Annotated in this window: 14 protein-coding genes and 1 tRNA gene; 10 read left to right on the forward strand and 5 right to left on the reverse strand. The window is 49.1% G+C overall.

Translation table 11 applies throughout. The features are described from left to right. The first annotated feature begins 167 nt into the window (after nucleotides 1-167). The 5 genes from E0496_RS22955 to E0496_RS22975 all read left to right on the forward strand — a co-directional run bounded on the left by E0496_RS22955 (nucleotide 168) and on the right by E0496_RS22975 (nucleotide 13,045). Nucleotides 168-8,801 carry a carbohydrate binding domain-containing protein gene (locus E0496_RS22955; protein WP_141504111.1) on the forward strand — a complete coding sequence of 2,878 codons (8,634 nt, stop codon included), beginning with the start codon at nucleotides 168-170 and terminating at the stop codon, nucleotides 8,799-8,801. Between the two features lie 284 nt (nucleotides 8,802-9,085). Then, a complete protein-coding gene (gene glpX, locus E0496_RS22960; protein WP_141504112.1) occupies nucleotides 9,086-10,054 on the forward strand; it encodes a class II fructose-bisphosphatase in 969 nt (322 codons plus the stop codon). 452 nt (nucleotides 10,055-10,506) lie between these two features. Next, nucleotides 10,507-11,484 (forward strand): transposase, encoded by a 978-nt coding sequence (locus E0496_RS22965; RefSeq protein WP_241674940.1) that lies wholly within the window; start codon nucleotides 10,507-10,509, stop codon nucleotides 11,482-11,484. Beyond that, the gene (locus E0496_RS22970) at nucleotides 11,465-12,049 is read left to right on the forward strand and encodes a hypothetical protein (protein WP_141504114.1); all 585 of its coding nucleotides are present in this window, start codon (nucleotides 11,465-11,467) and stop codon (nucleotides 12,047-12,049) included. Before E0496_RS22965 ends, E0496_RS22970 begins: the two co-directional genes overlap by 20 nt. 717 nt (nucleotides 12,050-12,766) lie before the next feature. Then, a complete protein-coding gene (locus E0496_RS22975) occupies nucleotides 12,767-13,045 on the forward strand; it encodes a winged helix-turn-helix domain-containing protein (protein WP_141504115.1) in 279 nt (92 codons plus the stop codon). 562 nt (nucleotides 13,046-13,607) lie between these two features. Here the strand turns inward: E0496_RS22975 and E0496_RS22980 are convergent. Continuing rightward, nucleotides 13,608-14,288: a TIGR00266 family protein gene (locus E0496_RS22980; RefSeq protein ID WP_139991019.1), complete on the reverse strand. Its 681-nt coding sequence runs from the start codon at nucleotides 14,286-14,288 to the stop codon at nucleotides 13,608-13,610. Between the two features lie 135 nt (nucleotides 14,289-14,423). Further along, complete coding sequence (locus tag E0496_RS22985; protein ID WP_141504116.1) at nucleotides 14,424-14,963, reverse strand: phosphatidylglycerophosphatase A family protein; 540 nt, start codon at nucleotides 14,961-14,963, stop codon at nucleotides 14,424-14,426. A 131-nt stretch (nucleotides 14,964-15,094) separates the two neighbouring features. Here E0496_RS22985 and E0496_RS22990 point away from each other — a divergent pair, with 131 nt between their 5' ends. The 3 genes from E0496_RS22990 (at nucleotide 15,095) to rdgB (ending at nucleotide 17,732) form a co-directional block, all read left to right on the forward strand. After that, a complete protein-coding gene (locus E0496_RS22990; protein WP_141504117.1) occupies nucleotides 15,095-16,147 on the forward strand; it encodes a GerMN domain-containing protein in 1,053 nt (350 codons plus the stop codon). Between the two features lie 179 nt (nucleotides 16,148-16,326). Continuing rightward, nucleotides 16,327-17,064 carry a ribonuclease PH gene (gene rph / locus E0496_RS22995; RefSeq protein WP_141504118.1) on the forward strand — a complete coding sequence of 246 codons (738 nt, stop codon included), beginning with the start codon at nucleotides 16,327-16,329 and terminating at the stop codon, nucleotides 17,062-17,064. A gap of 5 nt (nucleotides 17,065-17,069) precedes the next feature. Then, nucleotides 17,070-17,732: an RdgB/HAM1 family non-canonical purine NTP pyrophosphatase gene (gene rdgB / locus E0496_RS23000; protein ID WP_141504119.1), complete on the forward strand. Its 663-nt coding sequence runs from the start codon at nucleotides 17,070-17,072 to the stop codon at nucleotides 17,730-17,732. Nucleotides 17,733-17,831: 99 nt separating this feature from the next. Here rdgB and asnB read toward each other — a convergent pair whose 3' ends face one another. Further along, nucleotides 17,832-19,676: an asparagine synthase (glutamine-hydrolyzing) gene (asnB, locus tag E0496_RS23005; protein ID WP_141504120.1), complete on the reverse strand. Its 1,845-nt coding sequence runs from the start codon at nucleotides 19,674-19,676 to the stop codon at nucleotides 17,832-17,834. Between the two features lie 140 nt (nucleotides 19,677-19,816). Between asnB and E0496_RS23010 the strand changes: the two genes are divergently transcribed. Continuing rightward, nucleotides 19,817-20,146, forward strand: a complete 330-nt coding sequence (locus tag E0496_RS23010; RefSeq protein ID WP_141504121.1) for a hypothetical protein — start codon at nucleotides 19,817-19,819, stop codon at nucleotides 20,144-20,146. 165 nt (nucleotides 20,147-20,311) lie between these two features. Further along, nucleotides 20,312-20,920 carry a P-loop nucleotide/nucleoside kinase family protein gene (locus tag E0496_RS23015; protein ID WP_141504122.1) on the forward strand — a complete coding sequence of 203 codons (609 nt, stop codon included), beginning with the start codon at nucleotides 20,312-20,314 and terminating at the stop codon, nucleotides 20,918-20,920. A gap of 43 nt (nucleotides 20,921-20,963) precedes the next feature. On the opposite strand, the gene E0496_RS23020 is transcribed toward E0496_RS23015, so the two are convergent. Next, nucleotides 20,964-21,737 (reverse strand): LysR family transcriptional regulator, encoded by a 774-nt coding sequence (locus tag E0496_RS23020; RefSeq protein WP_141504123.1) that lies wholly within the window; start codon nucleotides 21,735-21,737, stop codon nucleotides 20,964-20,966. Between the two features lie 30 nt (nucleotides 21,738-21,767). Next, nucleotides 21,768-21,844, reverse strand: a tRNA-Arg gene (locus E0496_RS23025). Nucleotides 21,845-21,943 lie beyond the last annotated feature (99 nt).

A 21,943-nucleotide genomic window follows, 5' to 3' on the forward strand; every position in this document is an offset into this window, starting at 1 on the left:
CGGCAGCTTTGAAGCGGTTCATTTGCTGGAAGCATGATTAACTAACCGAGCGAACAGCCTGTCACTTTGCAGTTTCATCATTGAGCTGTAAGGAGCAGGCTGTTTTCTTAAAGTGCGAAGTAAGCGTTTCCATTTATTGGATCAAGAGGAAAGGGAGTAGGAGAAGCATGAATAAACGGTTCATTTCGATCGTATTGGTATTTATGATGTTAACGAGCAGCTTACCGGCAGTTGGCGCAGCAGCCTCCTCTGCCGAACCATCGGCAGCGACGCATTGGGGGGAAGCCTCTTTGCAAAAATGGATTTCCAAGGGGATGCTGGGCGGTTATCCGGATGGGAGCATTCAGCCGGATCGCCAAGTGACGCGGGCGGAATTTGCGAAACTGGTCAATGCTGTATTTCGCTTGGGAGCCAAGGGCGAAGGGGCATTCGCGGATGTTGCCTCTGACGCTTGGTACAGCAAGGATATTCTGGCGGTCAAAGAAGCCGGCGTGATCTCGGGTTACCCGGATGGCAGCTTCAAGCCTGATGCTCCGATTACAAGGCAGGATGCGGCGAAAATAACGGCCGAGCTGTTCCAGCTGCAAACGGTAGGGAATGATCCCTTGTCCGGCTTCGCAGATCGCAATCAGGTGCAGTCCTACGCAAAGGAGTCGCTTGAGCGCTTGCTCGCGGGTGGATACATAAAAGGTTATCCCGATCAAACGATACGTCCGCAGAAGGCCATCACTCGCGCAGAAGCGATCGCGCTGCTAGACCGCTTGGCGGCCGAGGTTGTGAATGCGGCTGGCAGCTACGATGGGTTGAACGTTTCCGGCAGCGCTGTCATTAATACATCGGACGTTAAAGTGAACCAAGCGGTCATTAAAGGCGACTTGTTTCTGACGCCGGGCATCGGCGAAGGGGATGTCTATTTAACGGATGTGGAAGTGCTCGGCACGGTCTACGTTCAAGGTGGCGGAATCAACAGCATTCATTTTATCAATTCAAAGCTGAATAAGCTTGCTGTAAATAGAACGGACGGCAAGGTGCGCGTCGTATTGTCCAGCAAGACTAACGTGCAGGAGCTCACGGTCGATACCGATGCGATTATTGAAATCGGAGAAGATGCAAGCAGCGACTCCTTGACGGTAGGTGAGACCGCAACAGGAACCGAAATCAGGGTTCAGGGAAATGTGAAGCAAGTGAAAAACAGGGGCACGGGCACTTTATTGAACGGCAGAAGCTTAAATAAAGGAAGCGAAGCGTCTGTACAAAATGGAGTCGTAAAAGATGGATCTGCGACATCTGGCGGTGGCGGCGGAGGATCAACACCTGCTCCAGAGGTAACACCGAGCCCAACCGCTGCGCCGACGGCAACGCCAACAGCATCGCCTACGACAGAACCAACGGCATCACCAACGATAGAACCGACGGCATCGCCTACCCCATCTCCTACGGCAGAGCCGAAGGATGAGTGGAAGCTCATATGGAATGATGAGTTCGACGGAAGTGGTGACAATGTGGACACCAACGGCGTCGATTTGGATAAATGGGCCTACCAGCTTGGTACAGGGGCACAGTATGGCCTGGACGGCTGGGGAAATAACGAAGAGCAATTTTACCGTGCCGATAATCTTTTGGTTAAAGATGGAACCTTGACGATTACGGCCAAAAATGAAGCCCATGAAGGGAAACCCTATACATCAGGCAGGCTGTATACTCAGCCGACTTTTACTAAAACGTATGGTAAATTCGAGGCACGCATGAAACTTCCTGTTGGAGAGGGCATTTGGCCTGCTTTTTGGATGATGCCTGCGGAAAGTGAATATGGCGTCTGGGCGGCATCGGGAGAGATCGACATTATGGAGGCGCGTGGACGTCTTCCTAAAGAGGTCGGCGGGACGATCCACTACGGCAGAAACTGGCCGAACAACAAAGCGACCGGAGACGAATACGAATTCGGCGAAAATACGGATATAACCGATTTCCATACTTATGGAGTAGAGTGGGAGCCGGGTGAAATTCGCTGGTACGTAGACGGAGGATTGTATCAGAAGCTGAACAATTGGGATAGCTGGGGTGCAAATCAACCTTCCAAATACGCTTTTCCCGCTCCATTTGATAAGCCTTTTTACATGATCTTGAATTTGGCGGTTGGCGGCAATTATGATGGCGGGCGCCGGCCAAATCCATCAGACTTGCCGGCAAAGATGGAAGTGGATTATGTCCGTGTTTATGACATTGCGAGCAGGCCTTACAAAACGCCGGTAGAGCCGAGCTTTGAATCAGAGCCTTATCCTGCGCAATACAAAGAGCCGATTGCAGGCAATTTTGTTCACGATATGGATTACAAAGAACCATTCACAAATATTGCAGAGCCTGATCAGGTATTGAACACGAACTTTTGGAACTTTGTGCACGTGAGTACGTTCCAAGGAAACGGCTCGATTTCGGTTGAACCGTTTGGCGGCGTGAATTTTGCTAAAGCAGACATAACGTCAGGCGGCAATGCCACACACGCGGTACAGCTGATCCAGAACGTGACACTGGGCAAAGGACGCTGGTATAAGCTGAGGTTTGATGCCAAATCAAATGCTAACCGTAATATGACGGTGAAGTTTGGGGGCGGCGAAAACCGCGGCTGGACAACGTATTCAGACAGCTTGGAAGCGAGGCTGTCGAATAGCTTGCAGTCTTACGAGATGTTGTTCCAAATGGGAGCCGAGACCGACACGCTGGCAAGGCTGGAGTTCAACTTGGGGCTGAGCACAAGCCCGATTTGGCTCGGAAACGTAAAGGTAGAGGAAACTACCGCTCCAGACCCTTTTCAAGATAACGATCCGAAAGAGCCGCTGAACGGAAACCATGTCTACAACGGTACCTTTGATCTTGGCCGAGTGGACCGGATGACCTATTGGAATTTATCGGCGGAAGGGGCAAATGCTACAGGCTCTGTTGATCCGGCAGTCCGGGAGCTTAAGGTTGCCATTGGCGATGGCGGAGTAGTGCCAGGAGCGGTTAAGCTGACACAGTCCGGCATTAACCTTTTGGAAGACAATGAATATAAGCTGACATTCAAGGCGAGGGCTGCATCGGAGAGAACGATTCAAGCTGCCGTGACCCGACTGGATGGGACCATTTATGCGGGTCCGGAAACGTTTGCGCTGACAACCGATATGAAGGAGCATACGCTGCTGTTCACAATGGATCAGCCGACCGACGTGCTGGGCCAACTCGTCTTTATGCTTGGCGGCCATCAAGCTGATGTCTATTTGGACGACGTAAAGATTGTTCGCTTGACGAACAACAACGTTGGAGAGCTTGCGCTGAAGAATCAATTTCCAGTTAAAAACGGTGATTTCTCCAACGGGAAAGCTAGCTGGGGCGAGCATGTACAAGGTCGCTATGACGGCTGGGGCTCAAACGCGGCCTTTACACCACAAAACGGCGAATTAAAAATAGCGATTGCCAGCGAAGGCAATAATCCGTGGGATGTCATGCTGATGCAAACGGATTTTGACCTGTTCAAGGGTAATACCTATAAGGTCTCGCTGGATGTCAGCTCTTCGAAAAACCGCGAGATGGAGCTCGTTATCGATGCGAATAACCAGCGGTATTTGTCCGAGAAGGTACAGCTTACGAATGAGAAGCAAACGTTTAGTTATGAGCTGGCGGTGCAAGCGGACATTACGCCATCCTTGAAGCTGCTGCTTGGCAAGCTGGAAGGGGCCGCGGTCATTGGCGCACATGATGTTATCGTTGATAACATTCATGTGGAGCTGAAGGACGCAAGGACACGTGCGTTTCCGCTCCAAAATGGTTATTTTGACGCGGGCATGCAGGGTTGGAGCACTCATATACAAGGGAAATACGATGGTACCTCTGACGCGGTGATCACTGCGGAACAGGGAGCGGCTAAGTTGGCGATTGCCAATACGGGCGCTAATCCGTGGGATATTATTTTGCAGCAGGAAGCGCTTGGCTTATTGAAAGGCAAAACCTACGTTGTATCATTCGCGGCAAGAGCGAGCACGCCGCGGACGGTAGAGGCGGTCGTCGAAAATAGCGCCAATGTCCGTTTCCTTAATGAGAAAGTGCAGATCGATAATGTAACGCAAACCTACAGCTACGAATTTACGATGGAAAAGGATGAGCTGGCAGCGATCAAGCTGCTTATGGGCAAACAGCCGGGCAGTCCGGCAGGAGCTCATGATGTATGGATCGATAATGTTCGTCTAGAGCTTAAGGGCGCTAAAGAAGCAACAGGAGAAAAAGCGCGCAGCACAAATGATATCACGCTGCCGCTGCCTCCCGTGCTTTCGCCAGATGCGTCCGACAACGCGATTGGCAATGATATTGACATAACTTTCATTGATAACGAAGCATGGAGAAACGCGATTACGGATGTTTTTGTGGATGGAACGAGAATATCGGAGCAGGCTTATCAGCTTGCGGCAGGCAAACTGACCATCGATAAGGGGCAATTTGCAACGGCGAAGGCCTATCAGCTGATGATTAAAGCGGCCGGCTTTGAGAATGCGCGCGTAACGCAGGACATTCAGGCTGAAATCATGTGGAGCTTGGTTTGGTCTGATGAGTTTGACGGAAGCGGCACCAATGTGGACACAAATGGTGTCAACCTCGACAAATGGGCCTATCAGCAGGGCAATGGCAGTGAGTATGGCGTCGCAAACTGGGGCAACAACGAGGAGCAATATTATAGAAAGGAAAACATTAAGGTCGAGAACGGGCAGCTGGTGATTGAAGCCAAAAACGATGGTTTTGGCGGCAAACCTTATACGTCTGGCCGTCTATGGACCAGTCCGACGTTCAGCAAGGCTTACGGCAAATTCGAAGCGCGGATAAAGCTTCCTGCAGGTGAAGGGATTTGGCCGGCCTTTTGGATGATGCCGAAGGACAGCGAGTACGGCGGCTGGGCATCTTCTGGCGAGATTGACATTATGGAAGCGCGCGGACGGGTGCTTGGCGAAGTCGACGGAACGATCCATTATGGCAAAAATGCGCCGAATAACAAGGCAACAGGCTCGCAATATCATTTTCCGGAAGGAGAAGACATTACAAGCTTCCATACTTATTCGGTGGAATGGGAGCCAGGCGAGCTGCGCTGGTATGTGGATGGGAATTTGTATCAAACCATCAACGATTGGCATAGCTGGGGTGCGGACCAACCGGATAAATATGCGTTCCCTGCACCGTTCGATAAGGAGTTTTACATTATTCTTAACATGGCGATAGGCGGCAATTACGACGGCGGCCGCAAGCCGGACCCGTCGCTGCTTCCGGCGCAAATGGAAGTAGACTATGTGCGGGCTTATGAGCTGACGGGCCGGCCTTATAAGCAGCCAGTTGAGCCGACGCTCGTGAAGGATACGTTTCCGCAAAATGGGAAAAAGGCGATTGATGGAAATTTTATTTATGATCCTGCCTTTACGAAGGGTGTTAAAGACATAACGGCTGCTAATCCGGATATGGATATGAATAATTGGAATTTCCTGCATGGCGCCGAATTTGGCGGAGCAGGCCAGGTATCGGTCGTAACGAGCGACGGCGCGCCTTTTGCCAAAGTAGATATTACGAGTGGGGGCAACGTGCCTTATTCGCTACAGCTCATTCAATATGTCACGCTCGTGAAGGGGCAGGCGTACAAAATCAGCTTTGATGCGAAAGCCTCCGCGCCTCGCAGCATGAGCGTGAAGTTTGGGGGGGACGCCAATAGCGGCTGGGGCATTTATTCCGACAATTTCGATCCTTCGCTCAAGGAACAGCTGGGCCATTACGAATATCGTTTCCTGATGACTGCTGACACGAATGCTGCAGCACGCATTGAATTTAATTTAGGCCAAAACATCAACGACGTGTGGATCGGCAATGTTCGCTTGGAGGAGATCGATGAGCTGAACGAGCCGGGCGCAGCGAAAATACCGCTGAACAACGGCAATCATTTATACAATGGCGGGTTTGATCTGGGCACGATGGACCGTATGCTTTACTGGAACACTAGCGTGACGGATGCGGCATCTGCGGTTCTTGGAGTCGATCCGGCAACACGCAAGCTGAATGCAGCGATTTCGAATGGCGGAGCAAACGCTGCTTCGATTCGATTAATTCAGAAGGGAATTAATTTGCTCCAGAAGGATTCTTATGAACTAACCTTCGATGCCAAAGCTTCGGCAACGCGCACGCTGGAGGTCCAGTTCAAAAGCAAGGATGGCTCGGTGGTCTATTCCGGACCGCATGCCATTCACTTGGAGACGGCGAACGAGTCTCACAAAATAACCTTTACGATGCCGGCAGGATTGTCTGACGAGGAAGGACAGTTGGAGTTCTTGCTTGGCGGCAGCGATGCGGATGTTCAGCTCGACAATGTTAAGCTGCTCAGAACAACGAACTTAAACGTGGACTTCACGGGCATTGAGCTGTTCCCGCTCAAAAATGGCGATTTCTCTTATGGCCTAAGCGGCTGGGAGCCATTCACGCAAGGCGGAGCAGCGGTGTTCACAGAATCGGATGGAGCGGCAAAAATAGCGGTTACTAATGTTGGCGCCGAAGCGTGGAACGTCATGTTCAACCAGTCCAATCTGAGCTTGGCTAAGGGAATGACGTATGTGCTTTCTTTTGACGCTAAATCGTCCGTCATTCGTGACATCGAGGCGGCACTGGAAAACGCGGCATATGTCAGACGTTTTTATTCCGGGCCACTAGTGCTGTCCCCGACGATGCAGCATTTTGAATTCACGTTCAAAATGGCCGCTGACGATAATGTGGCGCTAAAGTTTTTGCTAGGCAAAACCATGCAAAGCGCGGCAGGCCCGCATGATGTTATTTTCGATAATGTCGTGTTGGAAGTAAAGGATGCGCCAGTGTTGCGTCCGCCGACTTTAATACCGGATACGACTGCCAACCGTGTGGGTCAGCCGGTAGGAATTAAATTTTCAGACAAAGCGGCATGGAGAGAAGCCATTCAAACGATTGAAGTGAATGGCGCAGCGCTAGCCGCTAACCAATTTACGGTACAGTCAGGCAGCATCGTTATTGATCCAGCTTTGTTCACTACGGATAGATCCTATTCCATCAAAATTAAGGCGGAAGGCTTCGGAGATGCCAGCGTAAGCCAAGTGATGTTCGCGGCTGACGGCAATCTGGTGCTTAACGGCGAGATGTCTAATGGCTCTACTAACTGGACATTCTGGTTTGGTGACAGGGGCGATTCGGAATACGTACCTGAGAATGGCGCGGCTCGCGTAGATATTCATTATCATGGCGGGATGCATCCGGAGTGGAATGTGCCGATCAGTTGGTCGACGCAGTTCTCGCAAAGCGGCATCAAGCTGGAGGCAGGCAAAGCCTACGAGCTTAGCTTTAATGCATGGTCAACGGTTAACCGTCCCATCGCGGCTGAATTGACGGGCTATAACAACAACCAAACCGTTCATTTTAATATTTCGGAAGACCAAGCGGCAGTTTACAAAAGAAGCCTGACTCCGTCAGCTAACGTGAATTTAACGCTCAAGTTTTTGCTAGGCAATGTCATTAATGGGGCGAATGTTACGCCTGACGGTCCGCATACCATCTTCATCGATAATGTTGTAATTAGGGAGGTTGTCGCTCCGCCTGCGTTGACCGCAGATAGTACGGATAATAAAGTGGGGCAGCCGATTGAGCTTGCCTTCGCTGATCAGCAGGCATGGCGCGATAAAATTACTCAAGTTACGATTGACAACGTTAATGTGCCACCAGGCAGTTATACGGTGGAAGCAGGTAAGATTAGGCTGGATGCCTTATTATTTCCTGCTATCAAGACCTATGCGATTGCAATTTCGGCAGCCGGGTACGGGATTAGTGAAGTACAGCAGCAAGTGAAGACAGCCGCGGCCAATGTTGCACTGTACAAAGCGGCAACGGCATCAAGCAGCGCTCAAGCAGCTGGCAACGCGACTGACGGTAAATCGGGCACGCGATGGGAATCGGCCGTTTCCGATCCGCAGTGGATTGCCGTTGATCTAAATGGCGTTTACAAGCTGGAGAGCGTCGTCTTGAATTGGGAGGGTGCCTTTGGCAAGGCCTACAAGCTGCAAATCTCTTCTGCCGATATACCGGGTGAAGGCGATTGGAGCGATGTATTTACTGAAAACGCCGGCAACGGAGGCCTCGACAATATTACGTTGAACGGGCAAGAAGCCAAGCACATTCGGTTGCTTGGAAGCGCACGGGGGACGCCATACGGTTATTCCCTATGGGAGTTTGAGGTTTATGGCTCATGGATTAGCGGCGGGGGAGGCGGTACGGACCCGGGCACTGATCCAGGCACTGACCCAGGCACTGACCCAGGTCCAAACCCTGGAACAGGCCCAGTGTCATCGAATTTAGCTCTTAACAAAACCGTGGTGGCCTCGAGCTTTAACGCTGTATTCCAGCCTAGCCTATTGACCGATGGAAGAATGGATACAAGATGGGAAGCAAATTGGGAGGCTAATCAAACGTCTCCATTTTTGCCCGAATGGTTCTATGTTGATTTGAACAGTGTTGAGTCGATCGGCAAGCTGGTATTGACATGGGAAACAGCTTATGGCAAGGCATTGGATATTCAAGTAGCAGCCGAAGGAAGCGATTTATCCGAAAGCAGCGCGGATTGGAAGACCGTGCAGTCTTTGGATCGTGAGCTAGCGGTTGCAGGCAAGTTTGAAGAAACCGTTACGCTGACCAGCAGTGCATCTGCGAGATATGTGCGGATACTGGTTACGAGCAAAGGGCTGCCGCCTTATGGCCCATCCTTGTATGAAATTGAAATTTACGCGTAATTTTATTTTCGAGTATCATGAAGTACTTTATATAACGTTCTTATACGTTAAAAAGAGCGTCCGTGTGCAGGTGAAATGCCTGTTTGGACGCTCTTTTGTTATCCTATTGGACGTAAAAGATCCTTTGCGTAAATGAGTAAGACTAATAATGATGATTTAATGAAGAAAACTAAATATATATTGCGACATATATAAATATATGATACATATTAAATAACGGAAATGAACTCAACAGGTGTACTAATGAATGATTCCGTCATACGAGAGCAGAGGGAGACTTGAAAATGGAGAGAGAATTGGCATTAGAGCTTGTACGGGTTACGGAGCTGGCGGCACTCGCATCCGCGCCATGGATGGGGAGAGGCGATAAGAATAGCGCTGACGGAGCAGCAACATCGGCCATGCGCTCGATGTTCGATTCCGTATCCATTCGGGGCACTGTCGTTATTGGTGAAGGGGAAATGGACGAAGCACCGATGCTCTATATTGGTGAAGAAGTTGGCAGCTTGAATGGGCCAGAGGTTGATGTAGCGGTTGATCCGCTTGAGGGTACGGAGATTGTGGCGAAAGGGCTGAACAATGCCATGTCCGTTCTGGCTGTAGCCGGCAAAGGGCAGCTGCTTCATGCTCCGGATATGTATATGGAAAAATTATCCTTTGGCCCCGCGCTTGTAGGCAAGCTGAGCATCACGGACCCTATGGATGTCACGCTTCGCAAAGCGGCAGAGGCGCTGAATAAGAAGGTATCGGATTTGACGGTAATGATCTTGGACCGCACGCGTCATGAAACAATCGTGAAGGTTTTGAGGAAGGTTGGCGTTCGGATCAAGTTTTTGTCTGACGGGGACGTTGCAGGAGCGATGGCTCCTGCCTTCCCTGAGGCCGGGATTGATCTCTATGTGGGCTCGGGCGGCGCGCCTGAGGGTGTTATTGCTGCAGCTGCTTTAAAGTGCTTGGGGGGCGAATTGCAGGCCCGCCTGATGCCTGCCGACGGCAATGAGTACAATCGCTGCGTGCAAATGGGCATCGAGGACCCTTACCGGGTGCTGACGATGGAGGATATGATCGGAACCGGCGACGTTTACTTTGCAGCCACCGGCGTGACGCCTGGCGAGTTTCTTGGGGGAGTGCAGTATTTCCCGGATCAGCGGGCTGAGACCCACTCTATCGTCATGCGCGCCAAGACCAAAACCGTTCGATTTGTACGCGCTCTCCATTACTTGCCGAACAAAACCTTTTTGAACGAAAAGTGATTTATTTGCCGGATAAAACCTTTTGAATGAAAAGTGACTTACTTGCTGGATAAAAGCTCATTGAACGATAAGTGATTTACTTACTGGACAAATGCATGTTGATCGAAAGGTGATTTACTTGCTAGTTAAAACTTTTTTGAACGAGAAGTGATTAGATGAAGAAGGTTAGTTTGTTTTTCAATGCTTGAATGTGGCTGTTCCGAGGGGTCTTTATGACTTGAGGGGACAGCCTTTTTTTGAAACTACGACAGTATAATTAACTAACAGGATTTTCCTGCGGTTTGTCGAATACATAAGAGACAAGAATTTAACGGGAGTGTTCTCTTATGCTATCAAAAAATCGTCTAGGCAAAGCGTCGAAAGTTTACTTTAAACCCGAATTATCAAATTGCCCTCATTGTGGGGTCAAATTAAAGCGATCTCATACGGCATGGAACAAGAAAATTTCAACGTTGGACGGTGTAATTCATGCTTGGAGCATGGCTTACGCTTGCCCGAACACCAGTTGCCAGCATTCCGGTGTCCCTTACAAGTCGGCTGAAGCAGAAGCGCTCAGTATGAAACATTCCTCTTACAGTTATGACGTGCTCTGTCTTGTCGGCGAACTACGTTTTAAACATCACCGTACTTGCAAAGAAATTGCAGACGCGTTAAACGAACGCGGTGTCGTGACCAGTGAGCGCTACGCTCAAACGTTATACGAGCGCTATCAAACGCTGTTGTCCGCCAGTCTCGACGAACATGTGAGACAATGTATGACAGAAATCACAGCGCAAAATGGCGGAATCATCCTATCCATGGACGGCGTCCAACCCGAGAAGGGGAACGAGATGCTCTATGTCATTCGCGAGGTATTCAGCGGCACGATTCTAGCGGCTCGGAACATGAAGAGCGGAGCGGCAGCCGAACTTCGTACGCTGATCGATCCCATTATTGAAATGGGCTATCCCATCGTAGGCATTGTAAGCGACGGACAGGTCTCTATCCGTCAGGCTTTCGAATCACTCTTGCCTGATGTACCGTATCAGTACTGCCAGTACCATTACTTGAAAGATATTGCGAAGCCTGTCGTAGATGCGGATAGAAAACTCAAAATGGAACTGAAAAAGAGCATGCGCGGCTTGCGGGATGTGGAACGAAAAATCGAGCAGTCTGAGAAAAAGGCAATGGAGGCTTCACAAGCAAACGCAGATGCCTCTCCTAGCTCTTCAAGCGCCAATGTGGAAACAACGCTACTCGCGGAAGTGCAGGTAGCGAAGGGTTATCTGTCCGCTGTCCGCGCGTTGCTTTTAGAAGATGGCGAACCACCACTTCGTCTACCGGGAATGTTGATCTACGAACGTGCCCAAGCCATACAGGCGTCGCTTGCGCGATGCTTGGCTAAAAAAAGAGCCTCATCTGCTCCAGAGCTTGGTCAGAATTTTCAGTAAAATCGGAGATCAGACCTCACGCTATGAGGCCGTATCCCGCTGGTCGAAGCCTGTTGCCCATATTGCGACAGCCTTGGAACCAGACGAAGACAAGACCAGCGAAACGGTTGAATGGGAAATGACCCAAGTATTGAACTGGCTCAAACAGACCTATAAGAAAGAGAACGATTCCCTTATGGTCAACAATGTGACCAACTATTCCCGCGGGTTCTGGAAAGGGCTCTTTACCTGTTACGATCATTATTTCATCCCGCGAACGAACAACGACCTGGAACAATTTTTTCGACGAACGAAAGCATGTCATCGCCGAATCACAGGTCTTCGTAACTGGAATAGCTACATCATTCGAAACGGAGAAATGATTGTTCTTGTCGACGATGCTCTTCGTCAAAAACACGTCATTGCCCGTCTGCGAGCAGTGAGCTATGAAACGTATATGCAGCGCAAAGCACGTTGGAATGAACGCCTATCCGAAGGAGTTCAACGTAGACGATTTAATCGCAATCCACATACTTTTCTACAACAGTTGGAGGCTCAGTGGGATCAAATTGCTTCTGTTTGTTAATTGTGCCGTCGTAGTTTTGAAATATAGGAAAGCATCCTTAGACTATACATTCTCTATATTACTCGGAATGAAACGCGTTGCCCCGCCAGAGGACGGAGACAGCCGTTTCACCTTGGCTATTTAACTTATTTCTTGATTTGTTGCGTATGAGGTACAAGAGAGCTTCGGCTGGTGCATTCCCAACATCGTTTTAGTAAACGAGTAGAACGGTAATATGTCTGTAAATTGGTCGCTGCACGAGTAAATCATTCTATGGGGTCACGGTTGCAGCCAGATTCTTAGATTGACTAAGATATGTATCAGTAAGAATCCGGTTACTAAGGCGAACACTTCATTTCTCCAGATCGATCTTCTCGCTTCGCTTAATCTTCAATTCTTTTGTTCAATTTAACTATATCTCCAAAACCCAGCCATATCCAGTTCATTTGGGGCCGCTGGGCTAGATTAGATCTATTTTTTAGACCTATTTCATCTATCACATCTAACACATCCGTTTCGGCTATTTCTGCTAAACTCACGAGACAAGTAATGACAATGGAAATTGAACATCAGACTAACAGGAACTGGAAAAAAGATTGAGCTAACAGAAAAACTGACTAATGTATGAACGCGAACAAACGATTTACTTACATGCTGTGAAGCAGATGCAGTGACCGAAATTGCGGAGATGATTCGTAAAAGACCTGTAACGGTGAGCACTTCCATCCAATCTTACCGATGAAAGGGTTGGATGGCGTCGTGATGAGTATCTCTACAGGCGCTCCTGAACAGTTGACTCCCGAGCAGAAGATGATATCGAAACTTCCACATGAAGTTGGGGTTCCCGACAAGCGCAATTGGACGCTGGCTCTGGCTACGGCTTATGTCAAGCGTGATTTTGAACGAAGCTGCACCATCACGAGTATGGCCAAATGGCTTCACCGATTGGTTGACCGACTGTGCGGGAGTATGGAATCTTCCTTCCAAAAGCTCATTGAGTCTAAAATCATTAATTGAACTTATATAGATGGAGTTTGTACCGCTATTTTTGAGTTTTTTAAGGTTTTGGGTTGCTTAGATGAAATTTCTCCCGCTAATTCCGGGCAAGTTGCCGGAAATGGCTTGAAATGTTGAATTTAACGGGACAAATTCCCGTTATTTCTTTTGCCCAGCAATTAACGCTAATTTAGCCGGAGAAATTCCAGAAAAAATCTAACCGTAGTCATGGTTGGCTTTCTGAAAAGGATGAACCGCAGCTCATTTTGATATCATCGTAAGCTCTTTTGACATAAAAGAATATAAGAATTGGATGTGTAGAAACGGATCTGCAAAGTAGAGCTATTCGAGCAAAGACGATGTTGAGCAAGGTTTAAAGAGTGGCTATAGGAAGGGAGAGGCATTGAAGCGATAAATAATATATGGTGACCGCAAGTAGAACACGATTTCAGAAAAATTGTCCTGCTTGCGAGTCACTTTACGAATTTTTTTGGTAATGGTTGATAGCATTCAAAGTTACTGTCGGTAAGCTATTATTGCTAAAGATGCAAATGCTTGTAGGGACAATTGCTAACGTATCCTGTTAGTTGCCGCCCGGAATAAACTTTTTCAGCCATGAGCCGAAGCTTGCCGGATTGCGGGTTTGGATTAGAACGACGCCTTCCCCGCGGAAGCGGCAGACGAGTCCCTCACCGCTCGTAATACTGGAGAGCCAGCCCTTGGCTGCTTTCTCTATCGTATAATTCATATAGCCAGGCCAAGCGACCAAATGGCCGTTGTCGATGATAACTTCTTCCCCTGGACCCAGGTTCACGGCATGAATAGCGCCATAGGAAGACAGGAAGACGGTACCTTTGCCGCTAATTTCTACGATAAAAAAGCCTTCGCCGGAGAGAAGTCCTCTACTGAGATTTTGCATTTTCGTATTAACCTCAATACCGCTCGTGCCTGCAAGGAATCCATCTTTTTGTACATACAGCTTATAAGAACCATCCAGCTCAATTGCTTCAATATCGCCTAATGAAGGAGGAGCAAGCTGAACCTCGCCCCCGCCTCTTACCGCCGTCATTTCTTGAAAAAAGAACGTTTCCCCGCTCAGCATTCTGCCGAGTCCCCGCATGAAGCCGCCGTCGGTCGTTCCTTTAAGGTCGATGCTTGGCGACATGGATACCATGGCTCCCATTTCAGCCTTGACGCTCTCGCCAGGATTCAGCCTGACCTTAAGCATAGCGAAGGCGCCTTTATAGAATATGTCATAATTCATGAAATGAACCTCCTAAAGGGTTTGCGAAGCAAAGCCAGCTTCGAAAGCATAAGCTTAGGGTTTGCGAAGCAAAGCCTGCTTCGAAAGCTTAGACTTAAGAATTTGCGAAGCAAGCTACTTCGAAAGACGTCCTAGCTAATCCAGCGGAGGCTGTGTAACACCTTCGCGCTCTGCTTGTCTGCGATGAGCCATCCGACTTGCAGCCGATGCAGCGATAGCCCCCACGATATCGTCTAAGAATGTATGGATTTCGCCGTCGGATTTGTCGTTGAGTTTAACGAGAATGCCGGGCTTCAGCTTATCTACATAACCGAAATTCGTAAACCCGATGCTGCCATACACATTGACAATGGACAATGCCAAAATTTCATCGCATCCATAAAGACTCTCATCGTGCTTGATCATGTCCTGCAGCGGGGCCATTAGCTTGCCTTCCTCGGCGAGGATATCAAGCTGGATGCCGGTCAATACGGCGTTTTGTACCTCGCGCTTCGATAGGACGGCATCAATATGGACGATACAATCCTCAGGAGTTAAGCCAGGGAAATAGTCTTTTTGCAAAAAATGCACAAGCTCGGCGATAGCCAGCTTGGTTACTCCGCGTTTGAGGAGCCATTCGTCTGTCGCCTCAGCCACTTTGCGGCTGTTTAGGCTGTAAATTTCGGGATTGGACATGTTTTTGTTCCCCCTTAGGATTTTATGGACAAAACTGGTCTAAAAAAGGGAAGGGCTCGTATACATAGTACTACAAATAAGGAGTTGTACAAAGCCGCCAGGCAAAACTTGATTAGGGAGGAAAGGTCAATATGGTTCAAAAAAGATGGATTAGGGGTGCTGTTCTTTCTGGAGTGTTGGTTCTGCCCATTCTTACCGCTGGCTGCGGGTTGTTCTCGCAAGAGACAAGCAAGTCAATCGATCCGCCGCAGGTTGAGGTAAAGGAAGGCGTGGATGGCGCAGAAACCGGACAGGTTGTGCTTCCCGGCGGAGATACGCAAATGACGGTGTATTTGGAGGATCGCAATGGCTATTTGGCTCCAATTTCCCTGCAAACAACACTGGGCACAAATGAAGTAGCTGCGCAAAAGGCGCTTGAAATGATGGTAGAGAACGGAGCGTACGCGAGCCAGCTGCCTGAGGATTTCCGCGCGGTCATTCCGCAGGGGACTCAGATTAAATCGTATAAATATGATAAGGAACAAAAGCTCGCCACCGTTGAATTTTCCGAGCCCTTTGCCAGCTATAATCCACAGGATGAGAGAACAATTGTAGAGGCAATCACATGGACACTAACCGCTATGACCGGAATTGAAGGGGTTGAAATCTGGTATGAAGGGGCCAAGCTTCCTGAAATGCCTCAAGATGGCTTCCCGCTTGACGATAAATTGACTCGCGCAGTTGGAATTAACATCGAAGCTGCCGAAGGTGTGAATTACGCACAGTCGACACCGGTTACGCTCTACTTCTCAGCACAGACGCTCAGCGATGAGCAGTATTATGTTCCGGTGACTCGCCTTGTTGCCCGTTCGTCTTCTCCTACACAAGCGGCTCTTGAACAGCTTATCTCGGGTCCGCTTAACAAAAAAGAACTAACCAGCGTTATTCTCCCTGACGTGCAAGTGAAAAACATTGTGCAGGACGGAGATGTCGTCACGGTTGATTTGGAGGATGAGGGCTATCAAGGTGGCCAGAAGCTTCCGGCAGAAATGCTGCAGGCGCTTGTGCTGTCGGTGACGGAAAATTCGAATGCGACAACGGTACAAATTAAAGTGAACGGTGAGTCCGATGTCGTCGATACGGCGAACAATTCCTACAGCGAGCCGGTAGGCAGACCACATCATGTAAATGCCATCAAATCTTGATGTTAACACTTCAATAGTAAAGAATAAGCCGCCCCAAAGGAGATTCCTTTGGGCGGTTTTTTTCTTTTTATAGGCCTACAGATGCAATTCGACTTTTACTTTGTTAAAATAGGAAGGATTGTTGGATGGGATGGAGCATTTTTCTAATAATACAATGTTTGACTCGGGAGGAAATGAGCATGAGAAACGACGGTCGGCAACCGAACCAGCTTCGGCCGGTAACCATAACGACAGGTGTGAATAAATACGCAGAGGGATCAGTACTCATTGAAGTTGGAGAGACAAAGGTCATCTGTACAGCAAGTATTGAAGAGCGGGTTCCCCCTTTCATGAAGGGGCAAGGAAAAGGGTGGATTAATGCGGAGTACGCGATGCTGCCACGCGCAACACACACACGGAACATCCGTGAAGCAGCCAAGGGCAAGCTCACAGGTCGGACGATGGAGATTCAGCGTCTAATTGGGCGGGCCCTGCGCTCCATCGTCGATTTGCAGGCGCTAGGAGAGCGGACGATTACGCTCGATTGCGACGTTATTCAAGCCGATGGCGGGACTCGTACGACGTCGATTACAGGCGCGTTTATTGCACTGGCTATCGCCGTGAACAAACTGACAGAAAAAGTACAATTTGCAAGATACCCCATTACTGATTTTTTGGCGTCCGTAAGCGTAGGCGTTATTCAGGAGAAAGCTTTGCTTGACCTGAATTACGAGGAAGATTCCAAAGCCAAGGTCGATATGAACGTCGTTATGACGGGCGGAGGCAAATTTGTTGAGGTACAGGGAACGGGTGAGGACGCTCCTTTCTCGCGGGATGAGCTCAATCAGCTACTGGCGCTCGGAGAAGCGGGTATCTTGGAGCTTATTGGCAAGCAGAAGGAAGTGCTTGGACCGCTCGGCGCCCGTATTGGAGGTTAACACATATGGCCAAGCATTCGGTGCTATCACATGATGTGATCGTCGTAGCTACGAAAAATACCGGTAAAATAAAGGAATTCGCTTTCGCGCTTGAGAAGCTGGGTAAAAATACGGCTAGCTTGCTCGATTATCCGCAAATCCCGGACATTGTCGAGGACGGCAATACGTTTATGGCTAACGCACGCATTAAGGCAAAGACGACGGGTGATGTGCTGGGCGTCCCCGTGCTTGCGGATGATTCAGGACTGCGCGTCGTTGCATTAAACGGAGAGCCTGGCGTTTATTCTGCCCGCTATGCAGGCGAGAAGGCTTCGGACAGCGATAATAACACAAAGCTGATCCGTGAGCTTAAGCACTTGCAAGGGAACCAGAAGCTTGCTGATTTAGGTCAATTGCCCGATGGCTCGCAGAAGCTGAGCGATGCTCAGTTCGTATGTGCGTTAGCTCTGTATGACCCGGCAACTGGCTTGTTTGTTGAAGCGGAGGGTACGGTCGATGGCGTCATTACTGATTTGCCGCATGGCTCAGGCGGCTTCGGCTATGATCCATTGTTCTGGCTACCTGAGCTAAGCCGTGGTATGGCCGAGCTGTCCAAGGAAGAGAAGCAGCAGATCAGCCATCGCGGTGCAGCATTGAAGCTTCTGCTGTCACAGCTGGAACAAGCATAATTAAAATAAAAAAAACAGCCCCTCTCTGATAGCCGATTAACGGACTCAAGAAGAGGGGTTGCTTTTTTTGTATCCTATTTTAATGCCGGCCATGTAGAGCTAGCCAATAACCACTCTGTATTGCTTCAGCCAAAGGTTGACTTGATACAAGTAGGCAAACAACTGAGGGCCAGACATCAATTGTCCAAACCAAGGAATATTCGATTTGGCGGAATCCGACTCCGCAAGCTCTCTGACCTTTTTGACATTAATCAATGGAAGGAGAGGGGAACTTGGATCATTCAGCACGTCTAGCAGCAGTCCTTTGACGGCAGCCAAATAATTTGGATTATGCGTTTTGGGATACGGACTCTTTTTGCGTGTCAGGACGTCCTCAGGAAGCACGCCGCGCAGCGCCTTGCGCAAGATGCCTTTTTCCCGGTCGCCGGAGGTTTTAATTTCCCAAGGGATATTCCATACGTACTCTACAAGGCGATGATCGCAGAAGGGAACACGCACTTCAAGCCCTGCAGCCATGCTCATGCGGTCTTTGCGGTCCAGCAGCGTAGGCATGAAGCGTGTAATGTTTAAATACGACATTTGCCGCATCTTGCGCAGCTGCTCGCTTTCGCCATCCAAATGAGGGACCTCGGCTATCGCTTGCGCGTATCGGTCTCCGATGTAGTCCAGCGGCTTGATCCAAGAAGCGACGTCGGGAGCAAGCAGGTCTGCGCGCATCGCTGATGCCAGCGACCATGGGAAAGTATTCGCGTTCAGTGCCTCTTCCCGGTGAAACCAGGGATAACCGCCGAAGATTTCATCGGCCGCCTCGCCGGAAATGGCTACGGTGGCATCCTTCTTGATCTCATGGCAGAAGAGCAGCAAGGAAGCATCGACATCGGCCATGCCAGGCAAATCACGGGCCAGCGTAGCGGCCTTTAGCGCTCCCACTAGTTCTGGCGTATCGAATTGGATTGGATGATGTATCGTGTCTAGATGCGTGGTCATTCTTTCGATCCAGGGCGCATCGCTGTTCGGCTGAAAGGCGTGGGCTTTGAAATGCTTGTCATTATCAATATAGTCCACGGAATACGTGTGGACATTTCCTTGACCGTTATCATTGTAATATTGCACGGCAAGAGTCGTCAGAGCACTGGAATCCAAGCCGCCCGAGAGCAGCGTGCATACCGGAACATCTGAAACGAGCTGTCGCTCCACGGTATCCTTTAGCAGCTCGCGCACACGTTCTGCCGTTTCATCAATATTCTGCACATGGGGACTGCTTTGAAGCTGCCAGTACGTAACCGTCTTGACGCCTGAGCGATTGACCGTGATACAGCGTCCTGGCCTCAGCTCACATATCTGCTTATATACCCCATGCCCGGGCGTGCGGGCGGGACCCAAAATGAAAATTTCAGCAAGTCCCTCAGCTCCGACCTCAGGCCGTACCGCCGGATGAGCGAGAACGGCTTTCTGCTCCGATCCGAATATAAACAAACCGTCCTGCGTGCTATAAAATAACGGCTTTACGCCAAGCCGGTCGCGTGCGAGGAACAGCTCTTGCTCGGCAACATCCCATATGGCAAATGCGAAAATACCATTAAAACGCTCCACGCAGCCTTTGCCCCATTCCATATAGGCGACCAGAAGAACCTCGGTGTCACAGTTTGTCGTAAAAGTTCTGCCCCTGCTTTCCAATTCCTTGCGCAGCTCGAGCGCGTTATACAATTCACCGTTATAAACAATGACAAATTTGTCGTCACCGGTATGGCGGATCATCGGCTGAGCTCCGTTCTCCGGGTCAATGACGGATAAACGCCGATGTCCCAAGGCGCAATGCGCTGATATCCACGTGCCGGAAGCGTCGGGACCGCGCGGTGCAAGGGTGTCAGTCATCGTTTCTAAGCTCTCACTATGCTTAGTCAGATCACGGTTCCAATCGATCCAGCCGGTAATTCCACACATCGATCTCATTCCTCTCTTTTGCTGTCTCAAAGTAGCGATAATATCAGTTATATGCGAAAAAAGGGATAAAATGTCTGTCCAACAGGGGATGCTATAGGAAGCTGCAAAAGTGAAGCAGGTAGGGAAGGAGCATGAGGGTAATGGCAGATTTGGAAGCAGGCGGTGAACGCAAGCCCTATTATGTATCGGTTCAGGCCGGGCAAATATTAGAGGACCCTCAAGCAGCAGCTTATGAGCTTGTTGTAAACCTGAATGAGGAGGAGCATATCAAGCTGCGCGAGCTGTTTGACGAGCTTTCCAGTATGGATGAGGCAGAGATGTTTCATTTCTCGCATAGTCCTTTTGGCGCGGCAAGCGACAGCCAGATTAATGCAGGGTATGATGGACTCATCCAGCAAGTATACAAAAAGCTGTATGAGCATGGCACAGATGAAACCAAGCGTCATATTGAATCGATGCAGCTTCTCTGACCCGGTTCAGAACGAAGGAGGATGTCTCGTCAGTGAAAAGGCTGAGAGGCATCTTTTTTTACGAATCCAATAGTGCTGCGCTTTCATTTTCTTGCTGCATTCTAATCTATTAAATCAACTTTAAAAGTGATATACTTCTACAAAAAATGGTGGAGGGTTTTACTTTTGCAAAAGTTAGTTTTTTTCGTTGGAGTCGCAGGCACAGGCAAGACAACAGTAGCAAGGAAGCTGGCGGAGCGCATTTCTGCAGCATTTTTGGACCGGGATACGATTGGCGGCAGATTTGTTGAAGCTATTCTTGAACTTAACGGACTGGATAAAAGAGACCGTGATTCAGCCTATTACAAAACACATTTGCGTGATCTAGAATACGATACGGCCAAAGATGTATGCATTGAAAATTTGGCTGCTGGGCAGAACGTGTTTATGATTTCGCCCTTTACGGCAGAACTGAAAAATAAGCAATGGATTGAAGAGGTAGTCGAAGCGGCAGGCTTGACGCTGCAAACGGTGGATGTGAAGGTCGTCGTTGTGACCCTACAGGATATGGAGCTGCAGAAGAACCGCATTGTTGGGAGAAAGACCGAGCGTGATCAGTGGAAGCTGAACAACTGGGGCGATTTTGAGAAGCGAATCGAGTTTGTCCCGCAAATCAACTGGGAAATACCTAGCTCCTCTGTACTTATATTTGATAACAGCGGCGAGCTTACCGATGAGAAATCAGAGCAATTATTCCAATTTATTTCTGAAAAGCAGGCAACCTTGTCGGTTTAAACGAATGGGCATCGTTAAATAAACAAGGGGCGGTTTCTTGCGGTTATTTACTGCAAGAAACCGCCCCTTTTTCTTTCTGGAAAAAGACGTAATGCTCTGAGAAATGTGCTCTCAAGTGCGAAATGAAGGCTTGCGAAGCATCGTTATGTTCAATGGATTTAGGAGTAATGATCCCATGTGTCAAGGTGATGTCATAGCTGTAGGGCAAAGAGACAAGCGTCCCGGCAGCTAGCTCCTGAACGATATTCGAAGCGGGTACGAAAGCAATTCCCATACCACATGCAACCGTCTGCTTAATTAGTTCGACACTAGAGAAAGTTAGGTGATCCGTAAGGGATACATCGGCTTCCTCAAGTACGGAACGCCCATAAGTATGGTAAATGCACTGATCTCCGAAGCTGATCAAGGAGCAGTCATATAAGGAACTCCACCCGAGCCGTTCGAAGTGCTCCCATATGGATGGTGAGCAAATGAGCGTGAGCTTCTCTTCCAAAAGAGGCATAAACAGAAGATCCTCGCGATTCGGCGGTTTGGGCACAATGCCTAGGTCGATGCTTCGGTTTACTACCTGAGCAGTAATATCATTTTGCAGGCCGGGAGTTAAATGAAGCTTAATCTTGGTAAATTGGCCGAGCTGAAGGAATTGATAAGCAAAGGGAGCAAGCTGCAAGCCAGCTTCCGTGAGCTCCACTCCGCGAGGCAGCCGGTGAAACAGTTTTTTGCCACTGGCATTCTCCAAATGGCGGATATGAGACGTTATCGTTGATTGGACATACCCAAGCCGATCCGCAGCACGGCTAAACAACAAAAAAGCCACCGACTAAGGTGGCTTAAATGGAAGTATTAATGGCGTCCCGGAAGAGATTCGAACTCCCGACCGACGCCTTAGAAGGGCGTTGCTCTATCCAGCTGAGCTACCGGGACACAAGAAATAATATAACACATGGTAATATTTTATTGCAAGCTATTTTTTATATTTATATGCTTTTTATTGAATTATATGAATTATAGACGGTTCATATG

Source organism: Paenibacillus luteus (assembly GCF_006542765.1).
Taxonomy (GTDB): domain Bacteria; phylum Bacillota; class Bacilli; order Paenibacillales; family Paenibacillaceae; genus Pristimantibacillus; species Pristimantibacillus luteus.